The following is a 23,833-nucleotide window of genomic DNA, read 5'->3' on the forward strand; positions in this document are numbered from 1 at the left end:
TTGGGCTTTTCCCGGTCGACAGTAGGGTATTGGTCTATCCGATGCCCTATTGTTTTTTAAGATTGCACAAAACATCTACTATCTCACTTCCTCATCCACTTTCACCCGCCACTGACCGGTTAATAGCTTTTGCATCAAACCTTGTTTTTGGTTTTTAATAATGGAAATTTGCTTTTTATATATTTCTAGTTCGCTATATAAACTACCAAGCAAATTAGCAATTTTGTTTTGCTTATCGATAGGCGGTATATGGACAATATAAGTATGTACGGCTTCTTTTTGAATATTGGGTAAGCCTGAGCCGGTTCTTAATTTCATAATCTTAGGCTCATTTGTTTTAAGCTGAAAATATAAAAAATATTTATTGATATTTGCAGCTAAATCTGTAACGGCATAACAATGACCACCAAACCAAAATTTTTCTTTACAAAGATTTATGAACCCGCAAGAATTTCCTCCTTCGCTAATAGTAATAGTATCTGCCTCCATATTCCATTCGTCAGTAAAACCTGATGGAGTTATACCGCCATTCCAAACAGGATAAATACCGCCTTTCATATCAAGACGATTTAATTGTTTACCTTTTCGGATATTTGAGATGCTAGAAAGTGAAGCAGGCAACCATTTTTCATTTATTGCTTGATTCTTAAAAATATTTTGAGTAATTGCCTTATATTTTTTTTCTTTAGCTGTGTATAATTTCCCTAGCTCCCATATCGCCTTATCCCAAGTACGTAAGATAGAGGCAATTTTTTGTTGTTCCGGTAAAGGAGGAAGAAAAATTTGATAATTTTCAATAAAAGATAACGGAACACGTTTATGAGTAGAGCCGGTTTCTTCTAATTTTCCTTTTACTCTAAAAGATTTACTTAAAGTTATATTAAATAAAATGTAAGGATTAATTTTTTTAGTGGCTCGAAGGACATGGAACTCTGTACTTCCAAATCCTATACCGTTAATAAGACCGGTAGCTAATGCACCTTTACCGTTTTCAAAACAACACCCAATTTTTGCAACTAATACATCTCCTTCAAGAAATTTAGAGTATCCTTTTGACAGATTTGAGTATGTACAACGATGATTATTTATAATTGTTCCTTCTTTTGAAATATCAGCCATGCCTAGAAACGATACCTCCGTATCAGGAGATATTTTTGGCATTTTTAGCGGTATTTCTACAACGTCACCTAATTTAACAAAAAGACTAGGGCTTTCCTGCATTTTAGTATCTTTTAATTTTTCTTGCATCACACCTCAATCCCCAGCTCCTTTAAATAAACTTTCATCTGCGTATGTATGTCTATTAATTCACCTTCAATTTGGCGGATTTCTTTTTGTAGCTCTGCTATATCAATTTCCTCTTCTTCTTCAAAGGTATCGACATAGCGGGGGATATTAAGGTTAAATTTATTCTTGCGGATTTCTTCAATCTCGGCTAGATACGCATATTTATCGACCGATTTACGTACGCGGCAAGTATCAACAATTTTCGTAATATGCTCTTCTTCTAAGTAATTTTGTCCTTTGCCTGCACGAAAAAATTTGCTAGCATCGATAAATAACACATCTTGACGTTTTTCATTTTCTCCTCCCGATTCTCGTGAGCGATCAAATACTAAAATAGCCACAGGTATACCGGTTGAGCTAAAGAGATTGGCAGGTAACCCAATTACTGCATCTAGCAAATTTTCTTCAATTAAATGCTGTCGTATTAGCCCCTCGGATGAACCGCGAAATAGCACGCCGTGCGGTACGACTATTGCCGCCCGTCCCTTACGAGATTTAGTGGTTTCAATCATATGGCTGATAAAAGCATAATCGCCTTTAGTTTTAGGTGGAACGCCACGCCAGAAACGTTTATGCTCATCATTAGAAGCATTTTCATACCCCCATTTGTCTAAACTAAATGGTGGGTTAGCAACAACAACATCGAATTTCATTAACTTATCACCGTCCAGTAACGTGGGGTGATTTAGCGTATCTCCCCAATCAATATGCGCATCGTCCTTTGCATGCAAAAACATATTCATTCGTGCTAATGCCCAAGTAGAGCCGTTCATTTCCTGACCGAAAAGTGCATAGTTATCACTCCCCACTTCTTCGGCTGCATAAATTAAAAGTGAACCGGAACCGCATGCCGGATCGCAAATTATATCCCCGGATTTTGGTGCTGCGAGTTTAGCGAGCAACCGTGATACTTGCGCAGGAGTATAGAATTCGCCGGCTTTTTTGCCGGCATTCGAGGCAAAATTTGAGATAAGATAAATATAACATTCGCCTATAATATCTTCATTTACCCGACTAGGGTTTAAATCCAATGCCGGTTTATTAAAATCTTCTAACAAACTTTTTAAACGGCTGTTACGTTCTTTGGTTTTGCCGAGGCTAGATTCGGAATTAAAATCAATATTACGGAATACGCCGGCTAATTTAGAACGGTTTGCCTCTTCTATTTTCTCTAGTGCCGTATTAATAAGTTCTCCGATATTTGCCTCATTGCGTTTAGCGAATAAATCGTAAAAACTAGTACCTTCCGGCAGAAAAAAACGTTCGTGTTCTAAGCGTAGGCGAATACGTGATTCGTCGCTACCAAATTCCTTAATGAATTTCGCTTTGTGATCTTCCCATCTATCGGATATATATTTGAGAAACAACATTACAAGAATATAATCCTTGTAATTTGCCGGATCCATTACCCCACGAAACGTATCACAAGCAGCCCATGCAGCTCTATTTATTTGCTCCTGTGTTATTTGCTTGTTCATATAGTGGTATTGTCCTTATTATTTATAATTAAGCTATCTTTGATAAAATTAAAATTATGTTAAATAATTTAGTTATTTTAATAAGCACTAAAAATTATTTATTCAACCAATTAATGAAAATTATAGATGTAAAATATTTAATCGGTAATAAAAATACCATGAAGTTTTTTTTACTATCGATAAATAAAGAAAAGGATAAAGGAAGTAGTTGATTGGTTTGCTAAGTTCTGTGCAGGAATTTTAAATCTTGTTATATAGCGTCATCGCAATCGCTTGATACAAGCGAATTTTTCTGGATTCGCCTGTGTTCCGTATTATTAACGGCTAGCGCAGACTCATCCTTAAATTCATCTTGTCTAAATCTTTCTGAATTTAGCTGTAGTAAACTGATTTGAAGTTTGGCAAGCACAAGAAAAAATTATTACGTTTTTGATTATGTAGTCGGTCATGAAAACCCCTATAGTAAACTTAAAATTACGGCAAGTTTTGACCACCAAAAAACCGAGTTAAAAGCCCTTAGGCGGCCGGGGAGTTAGTAAAACCGCAAATGACAGCTATGGTAACTTTTAGGCTTATAATTATTAACTATAAGCCTTGTACATAGTTACCATCTCCCCAACCATTATAAGTCGAGGATGGTATCATTTTTTGGCTGATACCTACCACATTTGCAAAAGGTTACTACACCCCAAAATAGCTTTGCAGCTATTCTAGTCATAATTTTAGCTAAATACATATACAAGTCAACTTGATTTTTAATAAAACCTATAATTAAATTATAAAATTACTTATTCTACTTTTAAATTGACGGTAAAAAATTATCGATGAAGCTCACTGCGTAGTAATTCTACTTTATCCAATTGCTCCCAAGTAAAATGCTCATCCTCTCGACCGAAATGTCCGTAAGCAGCTGTTTTTTGATAGCATGGAGTATGGAGTTTAAGATGTTTGATAATTTTACCGGGACGCATATCAAAATGCTTTGTTATTATTGCGGTAATTTGTTCGTTGTCTAATTTACCGGTACCGAAAGTTTCGACGTAAATCGAAACGGGTGCGGCAACGCCGATTGCATAGGATATTTGTATTTCGCAACGATCCGCAAGACCTGCGCCTACTATATTTTTAGCAATATAGCGTGCCATATAAGCCGCCGAGCGATCTATTTTAGTCGGGTCTTTGCCTGAAAAACAGCCGCCGCCGTGTCTTGCCGTTCCGCCGTAAGTATCTACTATAATTTTTCTGCCCGTTAAGCCGCAATCCGCAACAGGTCCGCCGATCACAAACCTACCGGTCGGATTAATAAAATATTTAGTATCTTTATTAATCCAGTCACTCGGCAATTCAGGTTTGATAATTTCATCCATTACTGCTTCCTTAAGACTTGCGTACGGTATATTCTCACTATGCTGCGTTGATAAAACTACCGTATCAATTGCTATGGGTTTATTATTTTCATATCTTAACGTAACTTGCGATTTCGCATCAGGACCAAGCCACGGCAGAATACCTTGCTTACGTAATAAAGCTTGCTTTTTCATTAAGCGATGAGCGTAATAAATAGGAGCGGGCATTAAACTTTCCGTTTCATTACAGGCATAGCCGAAAACCATACCTTGATCCCCTGCTCCTATTTCATCTTCATTAATATTGTTAACACCCATCGCTATATCCGGTGATTGTGTGGAGATTGAAGATATTACAGCGCAAGAATCACCGGTAAAGCCGAGAGATAAATCATTATAGCCGATTTCCTTTACTTTATTGCGAACGATTTGAGGGATATCAACCCATGCACTGGTAGTAATCTCACCGCCGACAAGTACCATACCCGTTGTTACGAACGTTTCGCAAGCTACTCGGCAATCAGGATCAAGAGCAATAATTGCATCAAGTACGGTATCGGAAATTTGATCGGCGATTTTATCAGGATGCCCCTCTGAAACCGATTCTGACGTGAATATTGTGTTTTTCATAAATTACTCCGTATTACTACTTAACTTGCAATAGATAAAGTACGTATCCTTTGAGACGTTACCTGCCAACCATGATCATCTGCTAGCTCTAAATCATATTGATTTTGCATATTCATCCACCAGCGAGGATTTACATTAAAGTATTTTCCTAATCGCAAAGCCGTATCAGCCGTAATAGAGCGATGATGTTTAATTATATTATTTATCCTAGTAACAGGCACATCAATATCACGAGCTAATCGGCTTTGGCTAATGGCTAAAGGCTGCATAAATTCTTCTAAAAGAATCTGACCGGGCGATATAGGCGGCAATTTTTTTGTCATATAATACCTATATTAATTTAATGATAATCAACAATTTCAACATCGTGAGCATTCCCATTATACCAAGTAAAGCATATGCGCCATTGTATATTAATACGAATACTATGTTGATGTTTACGATTACCTTTTAGAGCTTCTAGACGGTTTGAAGGTGGAATACGTAAATCTTCCAAATTAACCGTAGTATGAAGCATAAAAAGTTTTTTACGTGCAATTTCTGCAAAGGCTTCAAAACGTTTTACTAACTCTCTATTATGCAATTTTTCAGTATGTTTGCATTTAAAGCTTATTATCATTTTATAACATTATCAGTTTAACTTCAAGCGTTATAACATTTACATTAAATTCTATATCTCTTCAAGAAAATTATAGTAAATTTTATGAACTTAAAGTAATAGTATTATTAACATAGCTTTTTTGCGGTATATCAAAAAAGTTTTGATATAATAACATTTTATAGATTATTTCTTTTTTTATTAGCTATTGTTTGTTGCCAGTCGGGATATTTAGTATATTTTTCTATCCAGCCGTCTTCGGTATATAATTCTCCGCATAAACCATCGCTAATTTCTATTAAAGAGTGAGATGCACCTGTATCATCTTGCATTGTTAATTGCATTTCATCTTGATATTCTTCCAACATAAAAAGAGTATAGTGAATAGAGGTTCCTAAAATCTCCATTACTAATTCTTTTATAATGTGAATTTGTTCATCATCAAAATTTTGTAAATTCTTCATCAGAGGTAATAGTGCAGGAGCACGAGCTTTCTGCTCTATTAGACTTTTAAATGTATGTAATGCTGAGTCATATACAAAGTTAATATATATTTTTCCAAATCTTTCTAGTAACTCTTGCTTTTTCATAGGTATTTTTAAAAATTAAATATGGTTTTGTGTTATGTCCTTAAAAGTAATTATACGAATTAGTATTATTGCATGATAGGAAGGAATAACAGCGAAAATTTGATTTGTGCAATACTCCGTAGGTATAACATCTTTTATTTTAATACTATTCATTACGAAAATTTTTAAGATTTTCTAAAGCTTTCTCACCTGAAATTAATTTGCCTTGTGCTGCTTGGTCTAAACCAATTTGAACTTCCTGATTAAGCCACATTTTATAATTTTCAAATTCAACATTTGAAGACTTATTTTCTGATTTAACCATTAAACGTAAGGCTGCTCTTATAACTTCGCTTGAAGAATGATACAAACCGCTTTCAACTTGTTTAGTTATATATTTTTCCAATTCCGGCGTTAAAGAAATATTCATATAGTGCCTATAAATTAGTAACAATAATTGATATTACCATAACAATATATGTTACTTCAATAAAATTTTATGAACTTAATGTATTTCCATCCAGCTATTGCCTACTCGTGTTTCGGCGATAATCGGTACCTTGATATCAGTAGAATTCTCCATAATTTTCTTGATGATCGGTACAATAATTTCTACCTCATCAACCGGTGCTTCAAATAGCAATTCATCGTGAATTTGCAGTATTAACCTAGTTTTAAGTCCCAATTTTTCTATTTCACGGTCTAAATTAATCATGGCAATTTTTATTATATCGGCGTTGGTGCCTTGAATAGGGGCGTTAATGGCGGCTCTTTCCGCAAATTGCCGTAGCGACGCTTTTTTATCGTAAATTAACGGCACAAAACATTTCCTACCGAATAAATTAGTAACATAGCCTTGTTCTTTAGCTTGGGATTTTATTGATTCCATATAGCTTTCTACTCCCTTATACTCGGCAAAATACTTCTTTATATAATCCGAAGCTTCTTTGGAGCTAACATTTAATTGCTTAGCCAGACCAAAGGCACTAATACCGTAAATAATACCGAAATTTATTGCTTTTGCTTTCCGCCGATGCTCATGGGTTAGCTCTTCTTTTTTCAGATTAAAAATTTGGCAAGCGGTTTGACTATGTATATCTTCACCGTTAATAAATGATTGTTTAAGCTCCGGCATGTCTGCAATATGGCTTAATATTCTCAGCTCGATTTGTGAGTAGTCGGCAGATATTAATTTATGCTCTTTTTCAGCTATAAAAGCTTCTCTAATTTTATTGCCTTCTGTTGAACGGATCGGTACGTTTTGTAAATTAGGATCGTGAGAGCTAAGCCGTCCGGTGGTGGTAGAAGTTTGCAAAAAAGTTGTATGAACTCTGCGTGTTATAGGATTTATTTGTTTCGGTAAGCTATCGGTATAAGTATTTTTTAGCTTACTAAGCTGCCGCCATTTTAACAATAAATCGGCTATCTCGTAACCGTGTTCGCTAAGCTTCTCAAGAATTTCGGCACCCGTGGAGTAAGAAGCTGCTTTAGCGGAAGTTTTGCCGAAGGGTAATTGCATTTTATCAAATAATATTTCGCCTAGTTGCTTAGGTGAACCGATATTAAATTTAAGTCCGCTAAGAGTAAAAATTTCCTGCTCAAGCCTTATGATTTCCTCACCGAATTCTGCGGATAATTGGTTAAGATAAGCGGCATTTATTTTTATGCCGGCTTTTTCCATTTTATCTATTACGTAACATAGCGGTAAATCGATTTCCCTATACAACTTAAAAGCCTTATTATCTTTAAGCTCTCTAAGCCACTGTTCATAAAGAGCAGTAAAACCGGCAACTATTTTTGCCGATTCGGTAATTATATTTTCAATTTGGCTTTCTTTCTTAGCTTCTAGAAATAAATCTTTTTGAGGCATTCCCGCCGACCTTGCATAATGCATTAGCTCCAAATCCTCAATTGCCGAAATTTTATTTGTTTCTTGAATAAATATTTTAAGTAAGTGCTTTAAGCCGTAAGTAATTTTTCTGATAGATGTATCATATAGTAGTTTATGAATAGTCGGAAAAAACCAATTACTTTCAGTTTGTTTGGTTGTCGTTGCATGATTCCTCAAAACACCCTCGATGTCATTCCCGCGTAGGCGGGAATCTAGAAAAATTAAGTCTGGATCCCCGTTTTCACGAGGATGACATCGAGCGTTTTGTTTATTACTATAAGAAAAAAGGTCTTCGGCTGAATTGGATGTTTTTAGAATATAGCTTTCATTTTTTAGCGATAAAGCTAAAGCTAGTATTTGTCCTTTATGTTCTATCGGATAAATAGCTATGACTCCTTCTTTTTCTGCTGCTTTTAAAACATTATCAAGTTCTTCAGTATTATTAATTTCTTTTATAGTAACTGCTTTGTTCTCTTCTATTATTTCTTTATGCTCGGTAAGTTTAATATCAAATAAATTTTCCGCTCTTTTATATAAAGATTTAAAACCGTATTCGTGTAGGAAGTTTGATAATTTATCGACATCGGGCGGCGACCATTCCAATGAAGTTAATTCAAAATCTAAATCAACGTTAAAATCAAGCCCGACTAATTGCCAAGAGATTAAAGCAAGCTCTTTGGAAGATTGTAAAATTTCTCTTTGCCTTGGGCTGGCTATTTGCTCAAGAGAATTTAAGATATTTTCTACCGAATCAAATTGCTCAATAAGCGCGCCGGCGGTTTTCGGTCCGATAGACGGCACGCCCGGAATGTTATCCGATCTATCGCCCATTAAAGCCATAACTTCACGGACTTTGTTCGGTTTCACGCCGAATTTTTTGATAACCTCGTCTTCCGTAATATATTTTGCTTTTATCGGATCATATATTTTTACGTGATCATTCATTAACTGCAACAAATCTTTATCGGAAGAAATAATAACGACATCTTCTTCTAATGCAGCTGCTTTTGCAGCAAAAGTAGCAATAATATCATCTGCCTCATAACCGTTTTTCTCTAAGATAGGGAAATTAAGATTACTTGCTGCGTGACGTACTAGCGGTAATTGAGTAATTAAATCTTCTGGAGGCGTTGGTCTATTTGCCTTATATTGATCGTAAATTTGATGACGAAAATTTTTACCGCCGGTATCAAAAACCACCGCCGCATGTTTCGGTTTAAAGTCATTTAAGACCTTAAGCAGCATTGAAGTAAAGCCGTAAAGAGCGCCGACAGGTTCACCGCTCGGCGAGGTTAACGGCTGCTGTACATGATAGGCACAAAAAACAAACCCGTAACCGTCTATTAATAGTAAAGTATTTTTTTTAGTCATTTTATTTAATTATTAAAGTGTACGGTAGCAAAAGAAATTAAATAGTCATTCCCGCGGGCGTTGTTGCATTGCTCAATATTTTTGCACAGCAATTCGGTGTCATACCGTGGCTTGACCACGGTATCCAGAAAAATACTTTTAAGTCATCCTGAATTTATTTCATGATCTACTAAAAAAGATGCGCAAAACTTGTTCAGCATGACAAATAAAAGTCTGGATTCCCGCCTTCGGGCGTTGTTGCACGGCTCGAAAATTAATAAAAAACTCGTCATTGCGAAGCCACGAAGTGGCTGCGGCAATCCAGGCTATCCCGAATGTAATGAGGGATTTAATTAGAATACTAAACAAGTTTAGTATAAAAATATGTTTAACTGGATTGCCACGTCGGCATAAATGCCTCCTCGCAATGACGATTCTGGTAGCCATGCAACAACGCCCCGCCTTGAGCTAGGAATGACATCGAAAATTTGAGCCATGCAACAAAGCCAATGCCCCGCGGGAATGACATCAATTTACTATATAATATCATTATAACTTAACTAACTTAATAAACTAAACATTATTTTCACTTAAATCTATTATTAGTATTACCGGTTTTTATTTGGCATTCTTTGCTATTACAAAATATAAGTATTACCGGTGTTTTGTCTAAAAAATCTTTGTTAACGGTAATTAGGTTGCCGACGCATTTAATATTGTAAGTAAGATTAATATATATTTCTGCTTCCCGGCACTTTTTACTTTTTATAAAATTCTCGTCGCCGATAATAATTTTCTGCCCGTAATTAGTGATAAAAATATTATTTTTTAAAGGATATATAGTGCTATCTTTTTGCCCAAACCAGTTAGCCCAGTAGAGTCTGTTGAATGCCGGCATTTTCTCGGCATAAATTTCTAGCTCATTATCTTTATTTTTAAATCCTACGGCATTTGCGCCGGCATCAAATATTAAATCCGGCTTCGGCGAGTAGAGCATTAATATAAAAGATACGCCCATAATCCCCAATCCCCAAAGACGCCAATTTGTTTTCCATATGCAAATCCAGAAAAAGCCGAATAAAAAGAGTAGAATACTTAAATTTGTTATATAACCGAAATACCATACCGCCCCCGGTAAATTATTAAAATACTCTGCCGAGTTAATAATTATGCTAATGAAAAACCCCATTATTTTTAAAACAAAGCCGTCTATATTTAGCCACATTAAAGGTAATGACAACAGTGCTAAAGGCATTAGGAAAAACGACATTATCGGTACGACGATAAGGTTATTGGGGATTGAGTAGGTCGAGAATATAAAAAACTGATTTATTACCACCGGTGCCGTTATAATGCTGGCTAAAAAACTAGAATAAATATTTGATGCCGTATAAAATTTTATTGAGGCAAAAATTCCTTTATTATTACCGAGTAACCATTGATTTTTTAAATAAAACTCATAGCCTGCTACTAACGAAAGTACGGCAATAAAAGACAGCTGAAAACTAGGATGGAATATATATTCAGGGTTCAAAGATAATATTATAAAAGCTGCAACGGCAAGAGAACGTAGAGGAAAACAAGAGCGTTCTATAATGATGGCGTAGATAAAAATCGCTGCCATAATAAAGGCTCTGGTTGCGGCAATCTGCATGCCGCTTAGCCCTAAATAACCGAAACTACCGATCAGCGAACAGCTAGCGGCAATTAATTTTACATTAAAATTATAAGCAAGATAATTAGAGAGATTTAATAAAAATCTTGTCGATATAAATAAAATCATCGCCACTAGCGATAAATGTAGACCCGAAACGCAAAGCACATGGGAAATACCGCTTTGCCTCATATTTTGCATTAATTGCCGGTTGATACCTTTCGTTTCACCGAGCAATATCGCGGCAGCAAAATTACCTTTAATGCTCCCTAATTTTTTCACTAAATTTTGATAAATATTAAATCTAATTTTATAGATAACCCTGTTAATATATTTTTCTTGGTGTAATAAAATTTTCGGCGGAGACATTGCATAGCCGTTTGCGCCTATTTCGGATAAATAGGCATAAAATCCAAAATCATACCCACCGGGTAGAATGCTATTTTGCGGCTTATAGAGCTTAGCCAGCAAGCTAATCTTATCACTGACGGTAGTTTCTTTAAGGTATTTTTTCGGTAGGCTTAGCCTGATTTTTTTAATATTTTTATTGATCTTCTTAATTTTTATATCGTTTAATACTATTTGTGAGCCGTGAATAGTCGGCTTAATGGTTTCTATTGTGCCGATCACTTCCGAGATTATCGGCTTACCGATAGTGCGGCTTCGTAAATTTAAAATCCTATATTTACTAATTAGCAAAGCAAAGGCAAAGGCGATAACTAATCCACAGATAAATTGCCAAAATATTCCATATTTTTTAGTAAAAAGTAATAGTAAAGAAAAGAAAAAAATAGCTAGAATTGCTAAAAACGGTGGCTCAAAATTTAGCGAAAAATAAACGATAATACCGCAAATAAAACTAACAAAATACCATAAGCTAAGATTATTATATTCTTCCTCAAGAATATCTCTTAAATATTTTATCACTTTTACAACTTTAGGTTAAAGTTGGCATTATATGCGGTTAAGGGCTAAGTGCAATGGATTTATTAGGGTATTGTGAGCATTTGTGAATAATTAAAACATCTTCTATGCCCATTCCCGCGAAAACGGGGTGTTGTTGCATGGCTACCAGAATCGTCATGGCGAGGCGCTGTAAGCGTTGTTGCATGGCTCTAAAAAAGTGTCGTATGTCATTACCGCGAAGGCGGGAATCCAGGCTTTTCTTTGTCATGCTGAACTTGTTTCAGCATCTCTTTAACATATCCTGAAATAAATTCAGGATGACTATAATTTTTCTAGATTCCCGCTTTCGCGGGAATGACATCGAAAATTCGAGCCATGCAACAACGGCTGAAAACGGGAATCCAGGCTTTTCTGTCATGCTGAACTTGTTTCAGCATCTATAATATTTGATCCTGAAATAAATTCAGGATGACTATAAGTATTTTTTCTAGATTCCCGCCTTTAGCTAGAATTGACATACGGCACTTTTTTAGAGCCATGCAACAAAGCTAATGCTACACGGGAATGACAATTATATTTCTTAAACTGACTATAATTATATACCTAAAGCTTGGCGATAAAGCTCAAGCATCGCATCTTGCTCGGCTAATTTATCTCTATCAAGTTTTTTTAATTTTAAGATAGCTTTCATTGCTTTAGCATCAAATCCATGAGAAGAAGCATCTTGAAAAATAGATTTTACTTCTTCGGATAATTCTGCTTTTTCTTGTTCTAATCTCTCTATTTTATTTATATATTGTTCTAATTGTTCTTTTACTATTACTTCCGACATAAAAATTATTTAACCATTTAAAATTTACTATATAGTAGGCTCTGTGAACAAAATTTAAATTAATCTATTTTAGTTCTTTTTAACTGCAAATTATAAGATTTTTTTGAAATAGGAATAGCTATTACTGCAAAAATCTTATTAATTTTCGTGTAAAAATACCTTAAAATATAAATAATTTAAATTTTGTTCACAGAGCCTAGACAAAATTGAAAAATTATTTTTCTTGTTAATTTTATAGATAATTTTAATAAAAATACTAGAAGAATCTTGAAAAGGTTTATCTTTGATTAAAGCGCTTATAATTATTGAAAATACAAAGTTTTTGTATATCTTTTAATTTAGGTTGTTTATAAAAAATTAATTTAATTAAAACTATAATAATGCAATTATATCCTTTAAGACTGTTACCAGATAAAATCAATTTTGATTTTATGAATTTTAAAAAAATAAGTTATACGTTATCTATTATATTATCGTTAATCAGCATATTATGGGTAGGTATCTATAAATTTAATTTCGGCATTGATTTTGCCGGCGGTATTGTTATCGAGGTAAGGCTTGATCAAGCACCCGACTTACCGAAAATGCGTGAAGTGCTAGGAAATCTAGGAATCGGTGAGGTAGTACTGCAGAATTTCGGCAGTGAGCGCGACTTATCTATTAGGTTCGGTAGTAGTAGCGAAGATAATTTAAGGAAAAATATTGAACTCATTAAATCGACTTTACAAAATAATTTTCCTTATAAATTTGAATATCGTAAAGTAGATTTTGTCGGACCTCAAGTCGGGCGGCAATTAATTAACGCAGGCATTTTGGCGATGTTATTTTCCTTCGCGGCGATTATGGTTTATATTTGGATAAGATTTGAATGGTATTTCGGTCTTGGAATATTAGTGGCTTTAGTGCATGACGTTATTTTAAGCCTTGGCTTTATGAGTATGACAGGCTTAGATTTTAATTTAAGTACCATCGCGGCAATTCTGACTATAATAGGTTACTCGGTTAACGATTCTGTGGTAATATATGATAGAATCAGAGAAAATTTACGTAAATCTCATAAAAAAGTTATTACCCAAATTATCAATGTTAGTATTAACGAAACATTATCAAGAACTATCTTAACGGTCGTTACTACGTTACTTGCCAATTTGGCACTAGTAATTTTCGGCGGTGAAGCGATTCGTAGCTTTAGCGTATTAGTATTTTTCGGTATCATAGCGGGGACTTATTCGTCAATTTTTATTTCTGCTCCGATACTCACGTTATTTGCTACTAAGAAAATAGCTAAATGACGATTTTTGCTAAACATTTTCGATGTCGTTTCTAGCTGCGGCAGGCTTTGTTGCGTGACTCGAATTTTCGATGTCATTCCCGTGAAAACGGGGCGTTGTTGCATGGCTACCGGAATCGTTATTGCGAGGAGGCACGAAGTGCCGACGCGGCAATCAAGTATAAACATATTTTTATACTAAACTTGTTTAGTATTCTAATTAAATCCCGAATGTAATTCGGGATAGCCTGGATTGCCGCAACCACTTCGTGGCTTCGCAATGACGATGTTTTTTATTAATTTTTGATCCACGCGGGCATTGCCACGCGGGAATGACATTGGAAGGGTGGAATGATGTCGGAGATGGATACAACATTAAGTTAAATGAGATCAATCTTTATTAAGAGCAATATATGCTAAAAGCAGAAGATAGAATTTTTACTAACCTGCAAGGGGCAGAAAGCCATGATATAAAAGCTAGTAAAAAGCGCGGAGATTGGGCTGATACCAAAGCTTTAATGAGCAAAGGGCGGGAATGGATAATTGAAGAAGTAAAAAAATCGGGTTTACGCGGTCGTGGCGGTGCCGGCTTTTCTACCGGTACGAAATGGTCGTTTATGCCGAAGGAATCGCTTAAACCTTCTTATTTAGTAGTCAATGCCGATGAATCCGAGCCTGGAACTTGCAAAGATCGTGATATTTTAAGATTTGAGCCGCATAAATTAATAGAAGGGTGCTTGCTAGCAAGCTTTGCGATATGTGCGCATATATGTTATATCTATATTAGGGGAGAGTTTTATAATGAAGCTTCTAATATCCAACGAGCTTTAGATGAAGCGTATAATGAGGGATTAATCGGTAAAAATGCTTGCGGCTCCGGTTTTGATTGCGATATTTATTTACATAGAGGAGCAGGTGCATATATTTGCGGTGAGGAAACAGCGTTACTTGAAAGTTTAGAGGGTAAAAAAGGCATGCCGAGGTTAAAACCGCCTTTTCCTGCAGGCTACGGCTTGTATGGTTGCCCGACCACTATTAATAATGTTGAATCTATAGCTGTAGTGCCGACTATTTTAAGACGTGGAGCCGGGTGGTTTAGCAGTATCGGCAAACCGAATAATACCGGCACTAAAATTTTCTGCATTTCAGGACATGTCAATAAGCCTTGTAATATTGAAGAAAAAATGGGCGTTCCTTTAAAGGAGCTAATTGATAAATATGCCGGAGGGGTACGCGGTGGCTGGGATAACCTTAAAGCTATAATCCCTGGCGGCTCTTCCGTGCCGTTATTACCTAAATCTTTATGTGAAGTGGATATGGATTTTGATAGTTTAAAAGCTGCCGGATCGAGTCTTGGAACCGGCGGTATTATCGTCATGGATCAATCTACCGATATTATTTATGCCATTGCCAGATTAAGCAAATTTTATATGCATGAGTCGTGCGGTCAATGCACTCCTTGCAGAGAGGGGACAGGCTGGATGTGGCGGGTTATGATGCGTTTAGTGCAAGGACAGGCAAAAAAGCATGAGATCGATGAGTTGCTTGAGGTAACCAAAGAAGTCGAAGGGCATACTATTTGTGCTTTAGGTGACGCTGCCGCTTGGCCTATTCAAGGGTTAATACATCACTTTCGTGATGAGATTGAAGAGCGTATTAAGTATACTCGATGAACTTCAAAAATTGGCTACGTCGTCTTATAAGTTCTGCGGTACTCACGTATTAAGTATACGCTGCGTTCCTCGACTTATAGACTCCTTGCTCTTTTTGAAGTTGATCTTCGTCTACTAATCCTTCATTTTATAGGAGTACATAGTGTTAACAGTTGGCATACTATAATAGATATTGAAATAAATTCAGGATGACTATTATTTTTCTGGATTCCCGTTTTTACGGAAATGACATAAGGGGCAGCAAGAATGACATACTGCTGCTTTTATCGAACTATGCAAGAATCACGGTATGACAGAATAACTAACCATATTAATTATAAAATATATATGCAAACAAATATTGAATCGCAGAAAAAACAAATAAACTGGCAAGAATGGCGTTCTTTTTCTTTAGTTATATTGATCGCTTTAATGATTAGAATATTAGTCATGGAGCCTTTTACTGTTCCAACCGCTTCAATGAAAGCGACTATTTTAGAAAATGATTATATCTTTTCAACAAAATATAATTACGGTTACAGTAATTACTCCCTATCTTTCTTCGACTATTTTAATCTCTTTAAAGGAAGAATATTTGCACGCCAACCGCAAAGAGGAGATATAGTAGTTTTTCGTCCGCCTCATAATATGGATGTTAGATATATAAAGCGTTTAATAGGCTTGCCAGGGGATAAAGTACAATTAATTGATAACGTAATATATATTAACGATCAAAAAATAGAGCGCTCCGAAGCAGGAATTTTTATAAGTGAAGAAGGTCGAAAATATAGAAGATATAAAGAAATATTACCGAACGGCGTGTCTTATTTTTCTTATAAAGTTGCTCCGATTAACGGAACATTAATAGAAAATAAATACGGTAATACGGAAGTTTTTTATGTGCCGCAGGATAAATATTTTTTCCTAGGCGATAACAGAGACGAGTCAAATGATAGTAGGATAGATTTAGGTTATGTACCGTTTGAAAATTTCATTGCTAAAGCGCAGTTTATTTACTTTTCTACCGAACTAAAATTATGGGATAACGATATCGGTATTATAAAACAAATACTCCGAATCGGTCCTTGGTTTTCCTCTATTAGATTTAATAGGATATTTAAAAGCCTTTATAAAATGGACTCTGCATAATGGAAATACAGCTAAATTCAGAAAAGTTTAGACAAGATGAATTTAAAGACGAGACTGCGCTAGCCGTCAATAAAGTACGTGAACACAGGCGAGTTCTGAAAAATTCGCTTGTATCAAATTTTCTGAATGACACTGTAATTGATCAAAAATTAGAAAAGCTATTAGGGTATAATTTTAAAGATAAAAATCTTTTAATCGAAGCATTAAGCCACCCTTCCTTAAAACAACATTCTTCAAATCAATATATGGATTATGAACGGCTGGAATTTTTAGGGGATGCCATATTAAGTTTTCTAGTTACCGAAATTTTATTTACTAATTTTGCCGATTACGATGAAGGGAAATTAGCGAAAATTAGGGCCTATTTAGTTTGCAAAGAAACACTTTGCAAAGTTGCCGCTAACCTTAATTTAAGCAATTATATTATAATGACGCAAGGGGAGGAGCTTTCAGGCGGGCGTGATAATCCGAATAATATAGAAGATGCGACGGAAGCTTTAATTGCGGCTATTTACCTTGATAGTGATATTAGCGTCACGCGCGAAATCGTTCAAAATCTGTGGGCTGACTTTATTGTCGTTAAGGATTTAACTAATTACGACCCTAAAACCCCATTGCAGGAATGGGCGCAAAGCAAAGGATTTCATGTGCCGATATATAAGGTTATCAACAGGAAAGGCGCTTCTCACTCTACGACTTTTACAGTATCGGTAACAATAAAAGACCACACGCAAACCGGTACCGGTCATTCCATTAAAGAAGCTGAAAAAGACGCTGCACGAGAATTGTTGCGTACAATTGGATTATTATAAAAATATAATAAATTGATAAAAAATAATATGAAAAAATATTTCCAGACTTTATTTTTTGCTTTTTTATCACTAGGAGCTAAAAGCGATAAAACAATTTCTTATATAGATTACTATAATGAAGCTGTCGAATTACATAATTCCGGTCAATACGAGTTGGCTATTAAGTTGTATGATAAAGCTATTAAACTAAATCCTAAGGATCCAGATTTATATAGTAATAAGGGAGCCGCTTTAAATGATTTAAATAAATATCATTTAGCTATTAAAGCCTGTAATAAAGCTATTGAATTAAATCCCACACACATAAATGCCTATAATAATAAAGGCGTTGCTTTACAAAAATTGGAGCAATATGAGTTAGCTATTGATATTTATAATAAAGCTATCAAAATAGATTCTAATGATCCGACTTTATATAATAATAAAGGTACGGTATTGGTTAAATTAAGCAAATATGAATTAGCCATTGAAGCCTTTGACAAAGCTATCGAATTAAATCCTAATAATTCAAATTTGTATAATGATAAAGGTGCGGTATTGGCTAAATTAAGCAAATATGACTTAGCCATTGAAGCCTTTGACAAAGCTATTGAGTTAAATCCCAACAATTCGGTTTTGTATACTAATAAAGATTTAGTATTAGGTATGTTAAGTAAATATAATTTAGCTCTTAAGTCATGTAATAAAACTGCTGGGACAAGTCCTGATAACCTAGACCCAACATCTCCCTTATCTAAACTTGATGAACATGATTTTTATAATTTTAGCGTAGAAGCTTGTAGCAAAGCCATTGAATCAAACCCTAGTGATTTTAAGTCATATTATGTAAAGGGAATAGCTTTATATAATTTAGGTAAATATGACTTAGCTATTGAAGCATATGATAAAGCTATTAAATTAAATCCTAATAATTCAGATTTTTATTATGAAAAAGGTGTAGCTCTGTCTAAACTAGACAAGTACGACCTAGCAATTGAAGCCTTTAACAAAGCTATTGAATTAAATTCGGATAATTGGAATTCACACTATGATAAAGGGGTAGCTTTATATAATTTAGGCAAATATGACTTAGCTTTAGAGTCCATTAACAAAGCACTTGAGTTAGACCCTACAAATTCTGACACTCAGCAAGCTAAACAATTTTTAATGAAAGAACTAGAAAATTAAGGCACATATATGTCGATTTTGTGACAAAGCAAGCTCAAAAAACTATATCTGTCTGTATAATCGGTAGACCGAATAGCGGCAAGTCGACTTTATTGAATAAACTTATCGGGCAGAAAATTTCCATAGTTACTCCGAAAGTTCAAACTACCCGCTCTATCATTACCGGCATAGTTACCATTAAAGATACGCAAATAATTTTGTATGACACGCCGGGTATATTTGAGCCGAAAAGCCGTCTAGAAAAAGCTATGGTTCGGTGCGCTTGGTCAAGTTTACATAGCGCCGATATCGTGATGTTAATTATCGATAGCTTAAAGCCTTTGGATAAAATTACTCTTGAGATATTAAAAAAACTCTCATCTCTTAAAATAACACCGGTATTTTTACTAAATAAAATAGATGTTAAATCTCAATATATTGACGATATTAATGCTAACTTAACTGCTGATCACCCTGAAAGTTTGGTTTTCCCTATCTCTGCTTTAGTTGGCAAAAATATTGATGAGTTGCTTGGGCATATTACTGCGCAAGCAAAATTCTCTCCGTGGCTTTACGAAGAGGACGACATGACCGATTTGCCGATGCGCTTTATAGCGGCAGAAATCACGAGGGAACAGTTATTTTTAAACCTGCATCAAGAATTGCCTTATAAGCTAACCGTTCAAACCGAAAGCTGGGAGGAACGGAGCGACAAGTCGGTAAAAATTCATCAAGTCATAGTCGTAACAAGAGAAAGCTATAAAACTATAATACTCGGAAAGAACGGCAGTAACATAAAAGAAATCGGCACACAAGCACGGCAAGAAATGGAGCAATTTTTTAATTGCAAAGTCCATCTTTTTTTATTTGTAAAAGTTCGCGAATTGTGGGAAGATAATCCTGATTTTTATCGTCATATGAAATTATAGAAAAATTTATAATGGGAATAATATGAAAAAATACTATCAATAATTTTTACTAAAAAAATAGCTGTTTCATAATATGAATTTACGGTAACCTCACCTACCTTAAGCTGTTCCTCATACTTCGCATCTTTTAGGTGTTGTTGCATAGCTCAATATTTTTGATGTCATTCCCACACCCCATTATGTCATTCTAGCTAAAAGCGGGAATCCAGAAAAAAGTACCACAAAGTCATCCTGAATTTATTTCAGGATCTTTTTTAATAGATGCTGAAACAAGTTCAGCATGACAAGAACTAGATTCCCGCCTGCGCGGGAATGACATACTGCTGCTTTTATCGAGCCATGCAACAATGCCCATCTTTTAAAAACCGCTCTCTTCTCTTCCCCTAAACTTAAATTATTTTAAACCCTTAACCTATAGGGTTTTGCTACTGAAAATATATAGAAAAACCATGAAACGTGGTTTTTTATTGACAATGGGAGCAATTTATAGTAAAAATTTTCCTCAAGAGTTTACTTAAATTTTATCAAATTTAATTTATAAAATATATAAAAAACTAATTTTTTGGAGAAATCGTTACACCCGCAGTTAAGATTATTTAAATTAAAATTTGTTCTAACTTTAGAATCCATACTTTTTTCGTATCTTAAGTTAACGAACTAGTATGCAATTTTAAGGTTAATTTAAAAGAATGCATCAATGGTAAAGCCTATAATGTACAGCTAAATTCAGAAAGATTTAGATAAGATGAATTTAAAGGTGAGCCTGCACTAGCCGTTAATAATACGTGAACACAGGCGAATCCAGAAAAATTCGCTTGTATCAAGCAATCGAGATGACGCTGTAGGGCATAATAACCATGTCTATTTTAAGTCCTATCATTGACTATAATAATAATATAGTGAGTATAATATACTATGAATAAAGATAGCAATGCCGAACATAAAAATGATGAATATACCGAAGCATTAAAAAAGATAAATAGTAAATTAATGAGTTTGTCAGGTAATTTGCTCGCAATGAGATCGGATAATAGCGAAGAGCAAAAAAAAATATCGAATGACTTAAAGGCATTAGTTAAACAGCTAAATAGCATAAAAAGAAATGTAGAAATGTATTTTATCGCTATGTTATTATTAGTGATTATAGTAATTCAAAAAATGCTATGGACGGGTGCGACCTCCAACCTTTTTTTCTCTTAATAAAAACTATTTATTTTTTCTAGCGTTTTCTTAAAATCACTCGAATATATCTAGCTATCGAAATTTTTTTTCAAAAACTCTTTTTCTATAATTTTTGCGGCTGATAAAGAAGGAGTTTGGCTTGACTTAAAACCTAGTTCTTTTAAGACTGCTTGACTTTCTACTATTTGCGCATGCGATTTTTGGGGACTCAATAATAATTCTTCAAGTTTTGAGGTAATAAGAGTGGAGCAGCAGTTAAATTGAATAAGCTCCGGAATTATTTCTTTGCCGGCTATAATATTAATTAAACAAGCATATTTAATTTTGATTAATAGTTTTATAATAAAAAAGCTAAATATATTGAGTTTATAAGCGACAATCATCGGCGTGTTAGACGCGGCTATTTCTAATATATTAGTTCCCGATTTTGCTAAGGCTAAATCAGCTATCGCATAACTTTTTAGCCGCTCGTTAGAAAATACATAATTAAATTTTGTATTTATCAAAAATGGTTGTATTATTTTTTCGTGACTTGGGTCGGCAAGGGTAAATATTACCGTAAGACGGTGGTGGTTTTCAGCAATATTATTAATAGCAGGGATAAAAATCGGCAAATGTCTTAAGATTTCTCCTCGCCTACTACCTGCCGTTACGCACAAGATTTTTGTGCCGTTCATTATTTTAAATTCTTCTCGCAAAGCTAATTTATCGTTATAAAACTCCTGTTCTATTATCGGATGACCTATATATCGGCAATCGAGTCCTACCTTAGTAAAATAAGGTGGCTCGAAAGGTAGCAACGCAAATAAACAATCATAAATTTTTGCATATTTTATAGCTCGCCTTGGCTTATATGCCCAAACCGACGGTGCTACTATATGAATCATTTTTAAACTAGGTAAGATTTTTTTTAGCCGTTTTGCTACTCGATAAGTAAAACCAGGGGAATCGATAGTAATTAATATATCCGGCGCGCTTTTAATAATATCGTCTACGGTAAGATTAATTAATCGTTTAATCTTTAAAAATTTCGGTATAATCTCGATAAATCCCATCAGGCTTATTTCGGAAATAGGAAATAAGCTTTTAGTAATGCCGGTTTCTTCCATCCTTTTCCCGCCTATACCGGTAAATTCGAGTTCCTTGTTATTTCTCAGATGCCGGATTATTCGGGAACCAATAAAATCGCCCGATATTTCACCGGCTATAAAATAGATTTTTGCCATTAACTTATCCTATATAGCGTCATCGCGATCGCTTGATACAAGCGAATTTCTCAGAACTCGTCTGTGCTCACGTACTTTTGACTGCTTGCGCAGACTCGTCTTTAAATTCATCTTGTCTGAAGCTTTCTGAATTTAGCTGTATCTGTTTTCCACATAAACTTAAATCTTTATCAATTATTTCGGAACCAATATTCAGGCAATCAAGAATTGAGTGGAAAACATAATCATGGCTAATTTCGCTATTTACCTGATTTTCTATAGAGGCTACTAACTTTGGGTGTGCGGATTTAAACTTGTCGGAAACCCACGCTATAAAAGGCACGGTTATTTGCTGATCTAATAAAGGACCGCCGTGACCGTAATATCCATCTTCACCCAAAGATTCACCGTGATCAGAGACATAAATAAAAAATGAATTTTTATCTTTTAATAAATTTATTACGTTATGCAAAAAAAAATCGGTGTATAAAATTGAGTTATCGTAACTATTAATTAATGCCGATTTGTCGCAACTGCTAGGATCGGCTTTGGCTATAACGGCACAAGTATGGGTAAAACGCTCAAATTCTTTCGGGTATCGTGTGGTATAATTCCAGTGGCTTCCTGAAGTATGAATAACTAAAAACTGCTTTTCTGCATGCTTTAACATTTCTTCTATAAAAGGTAGCATTTTTGCGTCATAATCATTTAGGGCAAATAATGCCGAGCCGCCTGGGATAATCGTAAAATTAACTTCATCATAAATGGTGCCTAAGTTAAAATTTGCGAAATTCCTCATTAAAGTTTGTGTGCCTATCCAATCGGTATTAAAGCCTAATTTAGTCAAAACCGATAAAAAACTAGTTTCTCGCTTGCTATCTTCTAAGTTACTTGCATTATGACGCGAAAGCAATGAAGGCACGGAAATATAAGTAAGATTTGAGGAGGATTTAGCTTTAAAGGAAAATACATTAGGAGTAGAGCTTAAATAAGGAGTAGTATCTCGCACGTAACCGTTAATACCGAAATGATCAAACCTTGCAGATTCACCTATAACCAAAACACCGATAATAGCTTGATCGGACTTATCGACAAAATTATATTTTTGGCTAATATCTATTTTAGCTAAATGTCTATTACTAAAGTTTTGTGCAAAATTTAAATAAGTATTATGTAAATATTGCACAGGAAAATAGTTATTTAATATTTTAAACGGCGGCGAAATAATAGTGTTAACAAAAATAAGTAGGCAAATCGCCGATAGTAATTTAGTAATAAATGAGTTAGTATTAGTAATAGTAAAGTTTTTCAGAGTATAAAGACAGGCAAATAAGCTAAAAATTAACCATATTATCAATCTAATACTTATTAATTCATAAATTTCGTTTAGATCGGTTGAAAAAAAGCTGCCCATCATTTCTTTAGTGGGCTTTATCTTAAAAAAGTAAAGATAGTAACTAGCTATAGCCGACGTTACAAATAAGAAAATTGTGCCGATCGTTAAAATTAGCCGATGTACGGTAAAACCGAAGAATATTATAAAAGAGAATATATAAATATAACAAAAATCTTTTGTTAGTTCTAATATAGCTTTAAAAAAACTAGCCTTGTAATAATCAAATTTATAGATTAGCACGGCAGAATTAAAAAGCAGACAATAGATAAAAGCTAGAACTAAGGCTAATTTAATTAATTTAGTATCTAAGTGTTTTTGTATTATTTTAAGCATATACTTAAGTTAACCTAAAGAGTTGTGGTTTATGTTATTGTTTTAGCATTGTTGCTTGGATAGGAAAATAGTAATTTTTGACCATCTTTTGCAAAGCGTTCTGGTGTCATACCGTGGCTTGACCACGGTATCCAGAAAACTTAATAAAAAAGACTGGATGCCGTGGTCAAGCCACGGCATGACACCGAATGACATCAAAAAACAAGGCAAATAATAAC

At 34.6% G+C, this 23,833-nt stretch carries 30 protein-coding genes and 1 pseudogene; 12 read left to right on the forward strand and 19 right to left on the reverse strand.

The genetic code is table 11. The features are described from left to right. Nucleotides 1–78 precede the first annotated feature (78 nt). Nucleotides 79–1,248 carry a restriction endonuclease subunit S gene (locus tag AAGD64_RS00115; protein WP_341793412.1) on the reverse strand — a complete coding sequence of 390 codons (1,170 nt, stop codon included), beginning with the start codon at nucleotides 1,246–1,248 and terminating at the stop codon, nucleotides 79–81. Further along, nucleotides 1,248–2,765: a type I restriction-modification system subunit M gene (locus AAGD64_RS00120; RefSeq protein ID WP_341793413.1), complete on the reverse strand. Its 1,518-nt coding sequence runs from the start codon at nucleotides 2,763–2,765 to the stop codon at nucleotides 1,248–1,250. Before AAGD64_RS00120 ends, AAGD64_RS00115 begins: the two co-directional genes overlap by 1 nt. A gap of 56 nt (nucleotides 2,766–2,821) precedes the next feature. On the opposite strand from AAGD64_RS00120, the gene AAGD64_RS00125 reads away from it, so the two are divergent. Next, nucleotides 2,822–2,977 (forward strand): hypothetical protein, encoded by a 156-nt coding sequence (locus tag AAGD64_RS00125; RefSeq protein WP_341793414.1) that lies wholly within the window; start codon nucleotides 2,822–2,824, stop codon nucleotides 2,975–2,977. A 38-nt stretch (nucleotides 2,978–3,015) separates the two neighbouring features. On the opposite strand, the gene AAGD64_RS00130 is transcribed toward AAGD64_RS00125, so the two are convergent. From AAGD64_RS00130 to polA, 7 genes are all read right to left on the reverse strand, one after another. Further along, nucleotides 3,016–3,174 carry a palindromic element RPE3 domain-containing protein gene (locus AAGD64_RS00130; RefSeq protein ID WP_253308233.1) on the reverse strand — a complete coding sequence of 53 codons (159 nt, stop codon included), beginning with the start codon at nucleotides 3,172–3,174 and terminating at the stop codon, nucleotides 3,016–3,018. 409 nt (nucleotides 3,175–3,583) lie between these two features. Beyond that, nucleotides 3,584–4,741, reverse strand: coding sequence for a methionine adenosyltransferase (gene metK / locus AAGD64_RS00135; protein WP_341793415.1), 1,158 nt, complete (start codon nucleotides 4,739–4,741; stop codon nucleotides 3,584–3,586). A 20-nt stretch (nucleotides 4,742–4,761) separates the two neighbouring features. After that, nucleotides 4,762–5,064 carry a HigA family addiction module antitoxin gene (locus tag AAGD64_RS00140; protein ID WP_341793416.1) on the reverse strand — a complete coding sequence of 101 codons (303 nt, stop codon included), beginning with the start codon at nucleotides 5,062–5,064 and terminating at the stop codon, nucleotides 4,762–4,764. 17 nt (nucleotides 5,065–5,081) lie between these two features. Then, nucleotides 5,082–5,360 (reverse strand): type II toxin-antitoxin system RelE/ParE family toxin, encoded by a 279-nt coding sequence (locus AAGD64_RS00145; RefSeq protein ID WP_341793417.1) that lies wholly within the window; start codon nucleotides 5,358–5,360, stop codon nucleotides 5,082–5,084. Nucleotides 5,361–5,518: 158 nt separating this feature from the next. Beyond that, nucleotides 5,519–5,929, reverse strand: a complete 411-nt coding sequence (locus AAGD64_RS00150) for a hypothetical protein (RefSeq protein WP_341793418.1) — start codon at nucleotides 5,927–5,929, stop codon at nucleotides 5,519–5,521. 145 nt (nucleotides 5,930–6,074) lie between these two features. Beyond that, nucleotides 6,075–6,338 (reverse strand): type II toxin-antitoxin system ParD family antitoxin, encoded by a 264-nt coding sequence (locus AAGD64_RS00155; RefSeq protein WP_341793419.1) that lies wholly within the window; start codon nucleotides 6,336–6,338, stop codon nucleotides 6,075–6,077. 75 nt (nucleotides 6,339–6,413) lie between these two features. Further along, the gene (polA, locus tag AAGD64_RS00160; protein ID WP_341793420.1) at nucleotides 6,414–9,170 is read right to left on the reverse strand and encodes a DNA polymerase I; all 2,757 of its coding nucleotides are present in this window, start codon (nucleotides 9,168–9,170) and stop codon (nucleotides 6,414–6,416) included. 198 nt (nucleotides 9,171–9,368) lie between these two features. Between polA and AAGD64_RS00165 the strand changes: the two genes are divergently transcribed. Beyond that, nucleotides 9,369–9,506 (forward strand): hypothetical protein, encoded by a 138-nt coding sequence (locus AAGD64_RS00165; RefSeq protein ID WP_341793421.1) that lies wholly within the window; start codon nucleotides 9,369–9,371, stop codon nucleotides 9,504–9,506. Next, the gene (locus AAGD64_RS00170; protein WP_341793422.1) at nucleotides 9,457–9,621 is read left to right on the forward strand and encodes a hypothetical protein; all 165 of its coding nucleotides are present in this window, start codon (nucleotides 9,457–9,459) and stop codon (nucleotides 9,619–9,621) included. The genes AAGD64_RS00165 and AAGD64_RS00170 overlap by 50 nt, the downstream gene beginning before the upstream one ends. 114 nt (nucleotides 9,622–9,735) lie before the next feature. Here the strand turns inward: AAGD64_RS00170 and AAGD64_RS00175 are convergent, their stop codons facing one another. From AAGD64_RS00175 to AAGD64_RS00185, 3 genes and pseudogenes are all read right to left on the reverse strand, one after another. Continuing rightward, the gene (locus AAGD64_RS00175; protein WP_341794208.1) at nucleotides 9,736–10,995 is read right to left on the reverse strand and encodes a ComEC/Rec2 family competence protein; all 1,260 of its coding nucleotides are present in this window, start codon (nucleotides 10,993–10,995) and stop codon (nucleotides 9,736–9,738) included. Nucleotides 10,996–11,220: 225 nt separating this feature from the next. After that, a pseudogene (locus AAGD64_RS00180) lies at nucleotides 11,221–11,730 on the reverse strand (DUF4131 domain-containing protein); the annotation flags it as partial. A gap of 37 nt (nucleotides 11,731–11,767) precedes the next feature. Then, nucleotides 11,768–11,977: a hypothetical protein gene (locus AAGD64_RS00185; protein WP_341793423.1), complete on the reverse strand. Its 210-nt coding sequence runs from the start codon at nucleotides 11,975–11,977 to the stop codon at nucleotides 11,768–11,770. Between the two features lie 49 nt (nucleotides 11,978–12,026). Here AAGD64_RS00185 and AAGD64_RS00190 point away from each other — a divergent pair, with 49 nt between their 5' ends. Continuing rightward, nucleotides 12,027–12,152, forward strand: coding sequence for a hypothetical protein (locus tag AAGD64_RS00190; protein WP_341793424.1), 126 nt, complete (start codon nucleotides 12,027–12,029; stop codon nucleotides 12,150–12,152). Between the two features lie 152 nt (nucleotides 12,153–12,304). Here the strand turns inward: AAGD64_RS00190 and AAGD64_RS00195 are convergent, their stop codons facing one another. Next, the gene (locus AAGD64_RS00195) at nucleotides 12,305–12,541 is read right to left on the reverse strand and encodes a DUF2312 domain-containing protein (protein ID WP_253308228.1); all 237 of its coding nucleotides are present in this window, start codon (nucleotides 12,539–12,541) and stop codon (nucleotides 12,305–12,307) included. Between the two features lie 380 nt (nucleotides 12,542–12,921). Here AAGD64_RS00195 and secF point away from each other — a divergent pair, with 380 nt between their 5' ends. Continuing rightward, nucleotides 12,922–13,833 (forward strand): protein translocase subunit SecF, encoded by a 912-nt coding sequence (secF, locus tag AAGD64_RS00200; protein ID WP_253308227.1) that lies wholly within the window; start codon nucleotides 12,922–12,924, stop codon nucleotides 13,831–13,833. Here the strand turns inward: secF and AAGD64_RS00205 are convergent. Together AAGD64_RS00205 and AAGD64_RS00210 are read right to left on the reverse strand one after the other, a co-directional pair. Next, nucleotides 13,767–14,000: a hypothetical protein gene (locus AAGD64_RS00205; RefSeq protein WP_341793425.1), complete on the reverse strand. Its 234-nt coding sequence runs from the start codon at nucleotides 13,998–14,000 to the stop codon at nucleotides 13,767–13,769. The two genes, secF and AAGD64_RS00205, sit on opposite strands and share 67 nt — an antisense overlap. Nucleotides 14,001–14,027: 27 nt before the next feature. After that, the gene (locus AAGD64_RS00210; RefSeq protein ID WP_341793426.1) at nucleotides 14,028–14,150 is read right to left on the reverse strand and encodes a hypothetical protein; all 123 of its coding nucleotides are present in this window, start codon (nucleotides 14,148–14,150) and stop codon (nucleotides 14,028–14,030) included. A 74-nt stretch (nucleotides 14,151–14,224) separates the two neighbouring features. Here AAGD64_RS00210 and nuoF point away from each other — a divergent pair, with 74 nt between their 5' ends. From nuoF to era, 5 genes are all read left to right on the forward strand, one after another. Then, nucleotides 14,225–15,484: an NADH-quinone oxidoreductase subunit NuoF gene (nuoF, locus tag AAGD64_RS00215; protein ID WP_341793427.1), complete on the forward strand. Its 1,260-nt coding sequence runs from the start codon at nucleotides 14,225–14,227 to the stop codon at nucleotides 15,482–15,484. Nucleotides 15,485–15,811: 327 nt separating this feature from the next. Continuing rightward, a complete protein-coding gene (lepB, locus tag AAGD64_RS00220) occupies nucleotides 15,812–16,612 on the forward strand; it encodes a signal peptidase I (RefSeq protein ID WP_253308225.1) in 801 nt (266 codons plus the stop codon). Then, a complete protein-coding gene (gene rnc / locus AAGD64_RS00225; protein ID WP_253308224.1) occupies nucleotides 16,612–17,424 on the forward strand; it encodes a ribonuclease III in 813 nt (270 codons plus the stop codon). Before lepB ends, rnc begins: the two co-directional genes overlap by 1 nt. A gap of 27 nt (nucleotides 17,425–17,451) precedes the next feature. Further along, nucleotides 17,452–18,591 carry a tetratricopeptide repeat protein gene (locus tag AAGD64_RS00230; RefSeq protein ID WP_341793428.1) on the forward strand — a complete coding sequence of 380 codons (1,140 nt, stop codon included), beginning with the start codon at nucleotides 17,452–17,454 and terminating at the stop codon, nucleotides 18,589–18,591. Between the two features lie 20 nt (nucleotides 18,592–18,611). Then, nucleotides 18,612–19,499: a GTPase Era gene (era, locus tag AAGD64_RS00235; protein WP_341793429.1), complete on the forward strand. Its 888-nt coding sequence runs from the start codon at nucleotides 18,612–18,614 to the stop codon at nucleotides 19,497–19,499. On the opposite strand, the gene AAGD64_RS00240 is transcribed toward era, so the two are convergent. After that, nucleotides 19,484–19,642 carry a hypothetical protein gene (locus AAGD64_RS00240; RefSeq protein WP_341793430.1) on the reverse strand — a complete coding sequence of 53 codons (159 nt, stop codon included), beginning with the start codon at nucleotides 19,640–19,642 and terminating at the stop codon, nucleotides 19,484–19,486. The genes era and AAGD64_RS00240 overlap by 16 nt on opposite strands. An 83-nt stretch (nucleotides 19,643–19,725) precedes the next feature. After that, nucleotides 19,726–19,854, reverse strand: coding sequence for a hypothetical protein (locus AAGD64_RS00245; RefSeq protein ID WP_341793431.1), 129 nt, complete (start codon nucleotides 19,852–19,854; stop codon nucleotides 19,726–19,728). Nucleotides 19,855–20,414: 560 nt separating this feature from the next. Here AAGD64_RS00245 and AAGD64_RS00255 point away from each other — a divergent pair. Next, nucleotides 20,415–20,699 (forward strand): hypothetical protein, encoded by a 285-nt coding sequence (locus AAGD64_RS00255; protein ID WP_253308221.1) that lies wholly within the window; start codon nucleotides 20,415–20,417, stop codon nucleotides 20,697–20,699. Nucleotides 20,700–20,749: 50 nt separating this feature from the next. Here the strand turns inward: AAGD64_RS00255 and lpxB are convergent, their stop codons facing one another. Both lpxB and AAGD64_RS00265 read right to left on the reverse strand, forming a co-directional pair. Further along, a complete protein-coding gene (gene lpxB, locus AAGD64_RS00260; protein ID WP_341793432.1) occupies nucleotides 20,750–21,907 on the reverse strand; it encodes a lipid-A-disaccharide synthase in 1,158 nt (385 codons plus the stop codon). A 67-nt stretch (nucleotides 21,908–21,974) separates the two neighbouring features. Beyond that, entirely contained in the window at nucleotides 21,975–23,615 is a 1,641-nt protein-coding gene (locus AAGD64_RS00265; protein WP_341793433.1) for a sulfatase-like hydrolase/transferase, read from the reverse strand. Nucleotides 23,616–23,670: 55 nt separating this feature from the next. Here AAGD64_RS00265 and AAGD64_RS00270 point away from each other — a divergent pair, with 55 nt between their 5' ends. Continuing rightward, nucleotides 23,671–23,829, forward strand: a complete 159-nt coding sequence (locus AAGD64_RS00270; protein ID WP_341793434.1) for a hypothetical protein — start codon at nucleotides 23,671–23,673, stop codon at nucleotides 23,827–23,829. Nucleotides 23,830–23,833: the final 4 nt, after the last annotated feature.

It is taken from the genome of Rickettsia endosymbiont of Ceutorhynchus obstrictus (genome assembly GCF_964026565.1).
GTDB lineage: Bacteria > Pseudomonadota > Alphaproteobacteria > Rickettsiales > Rickettsiaceae > Rickettsia.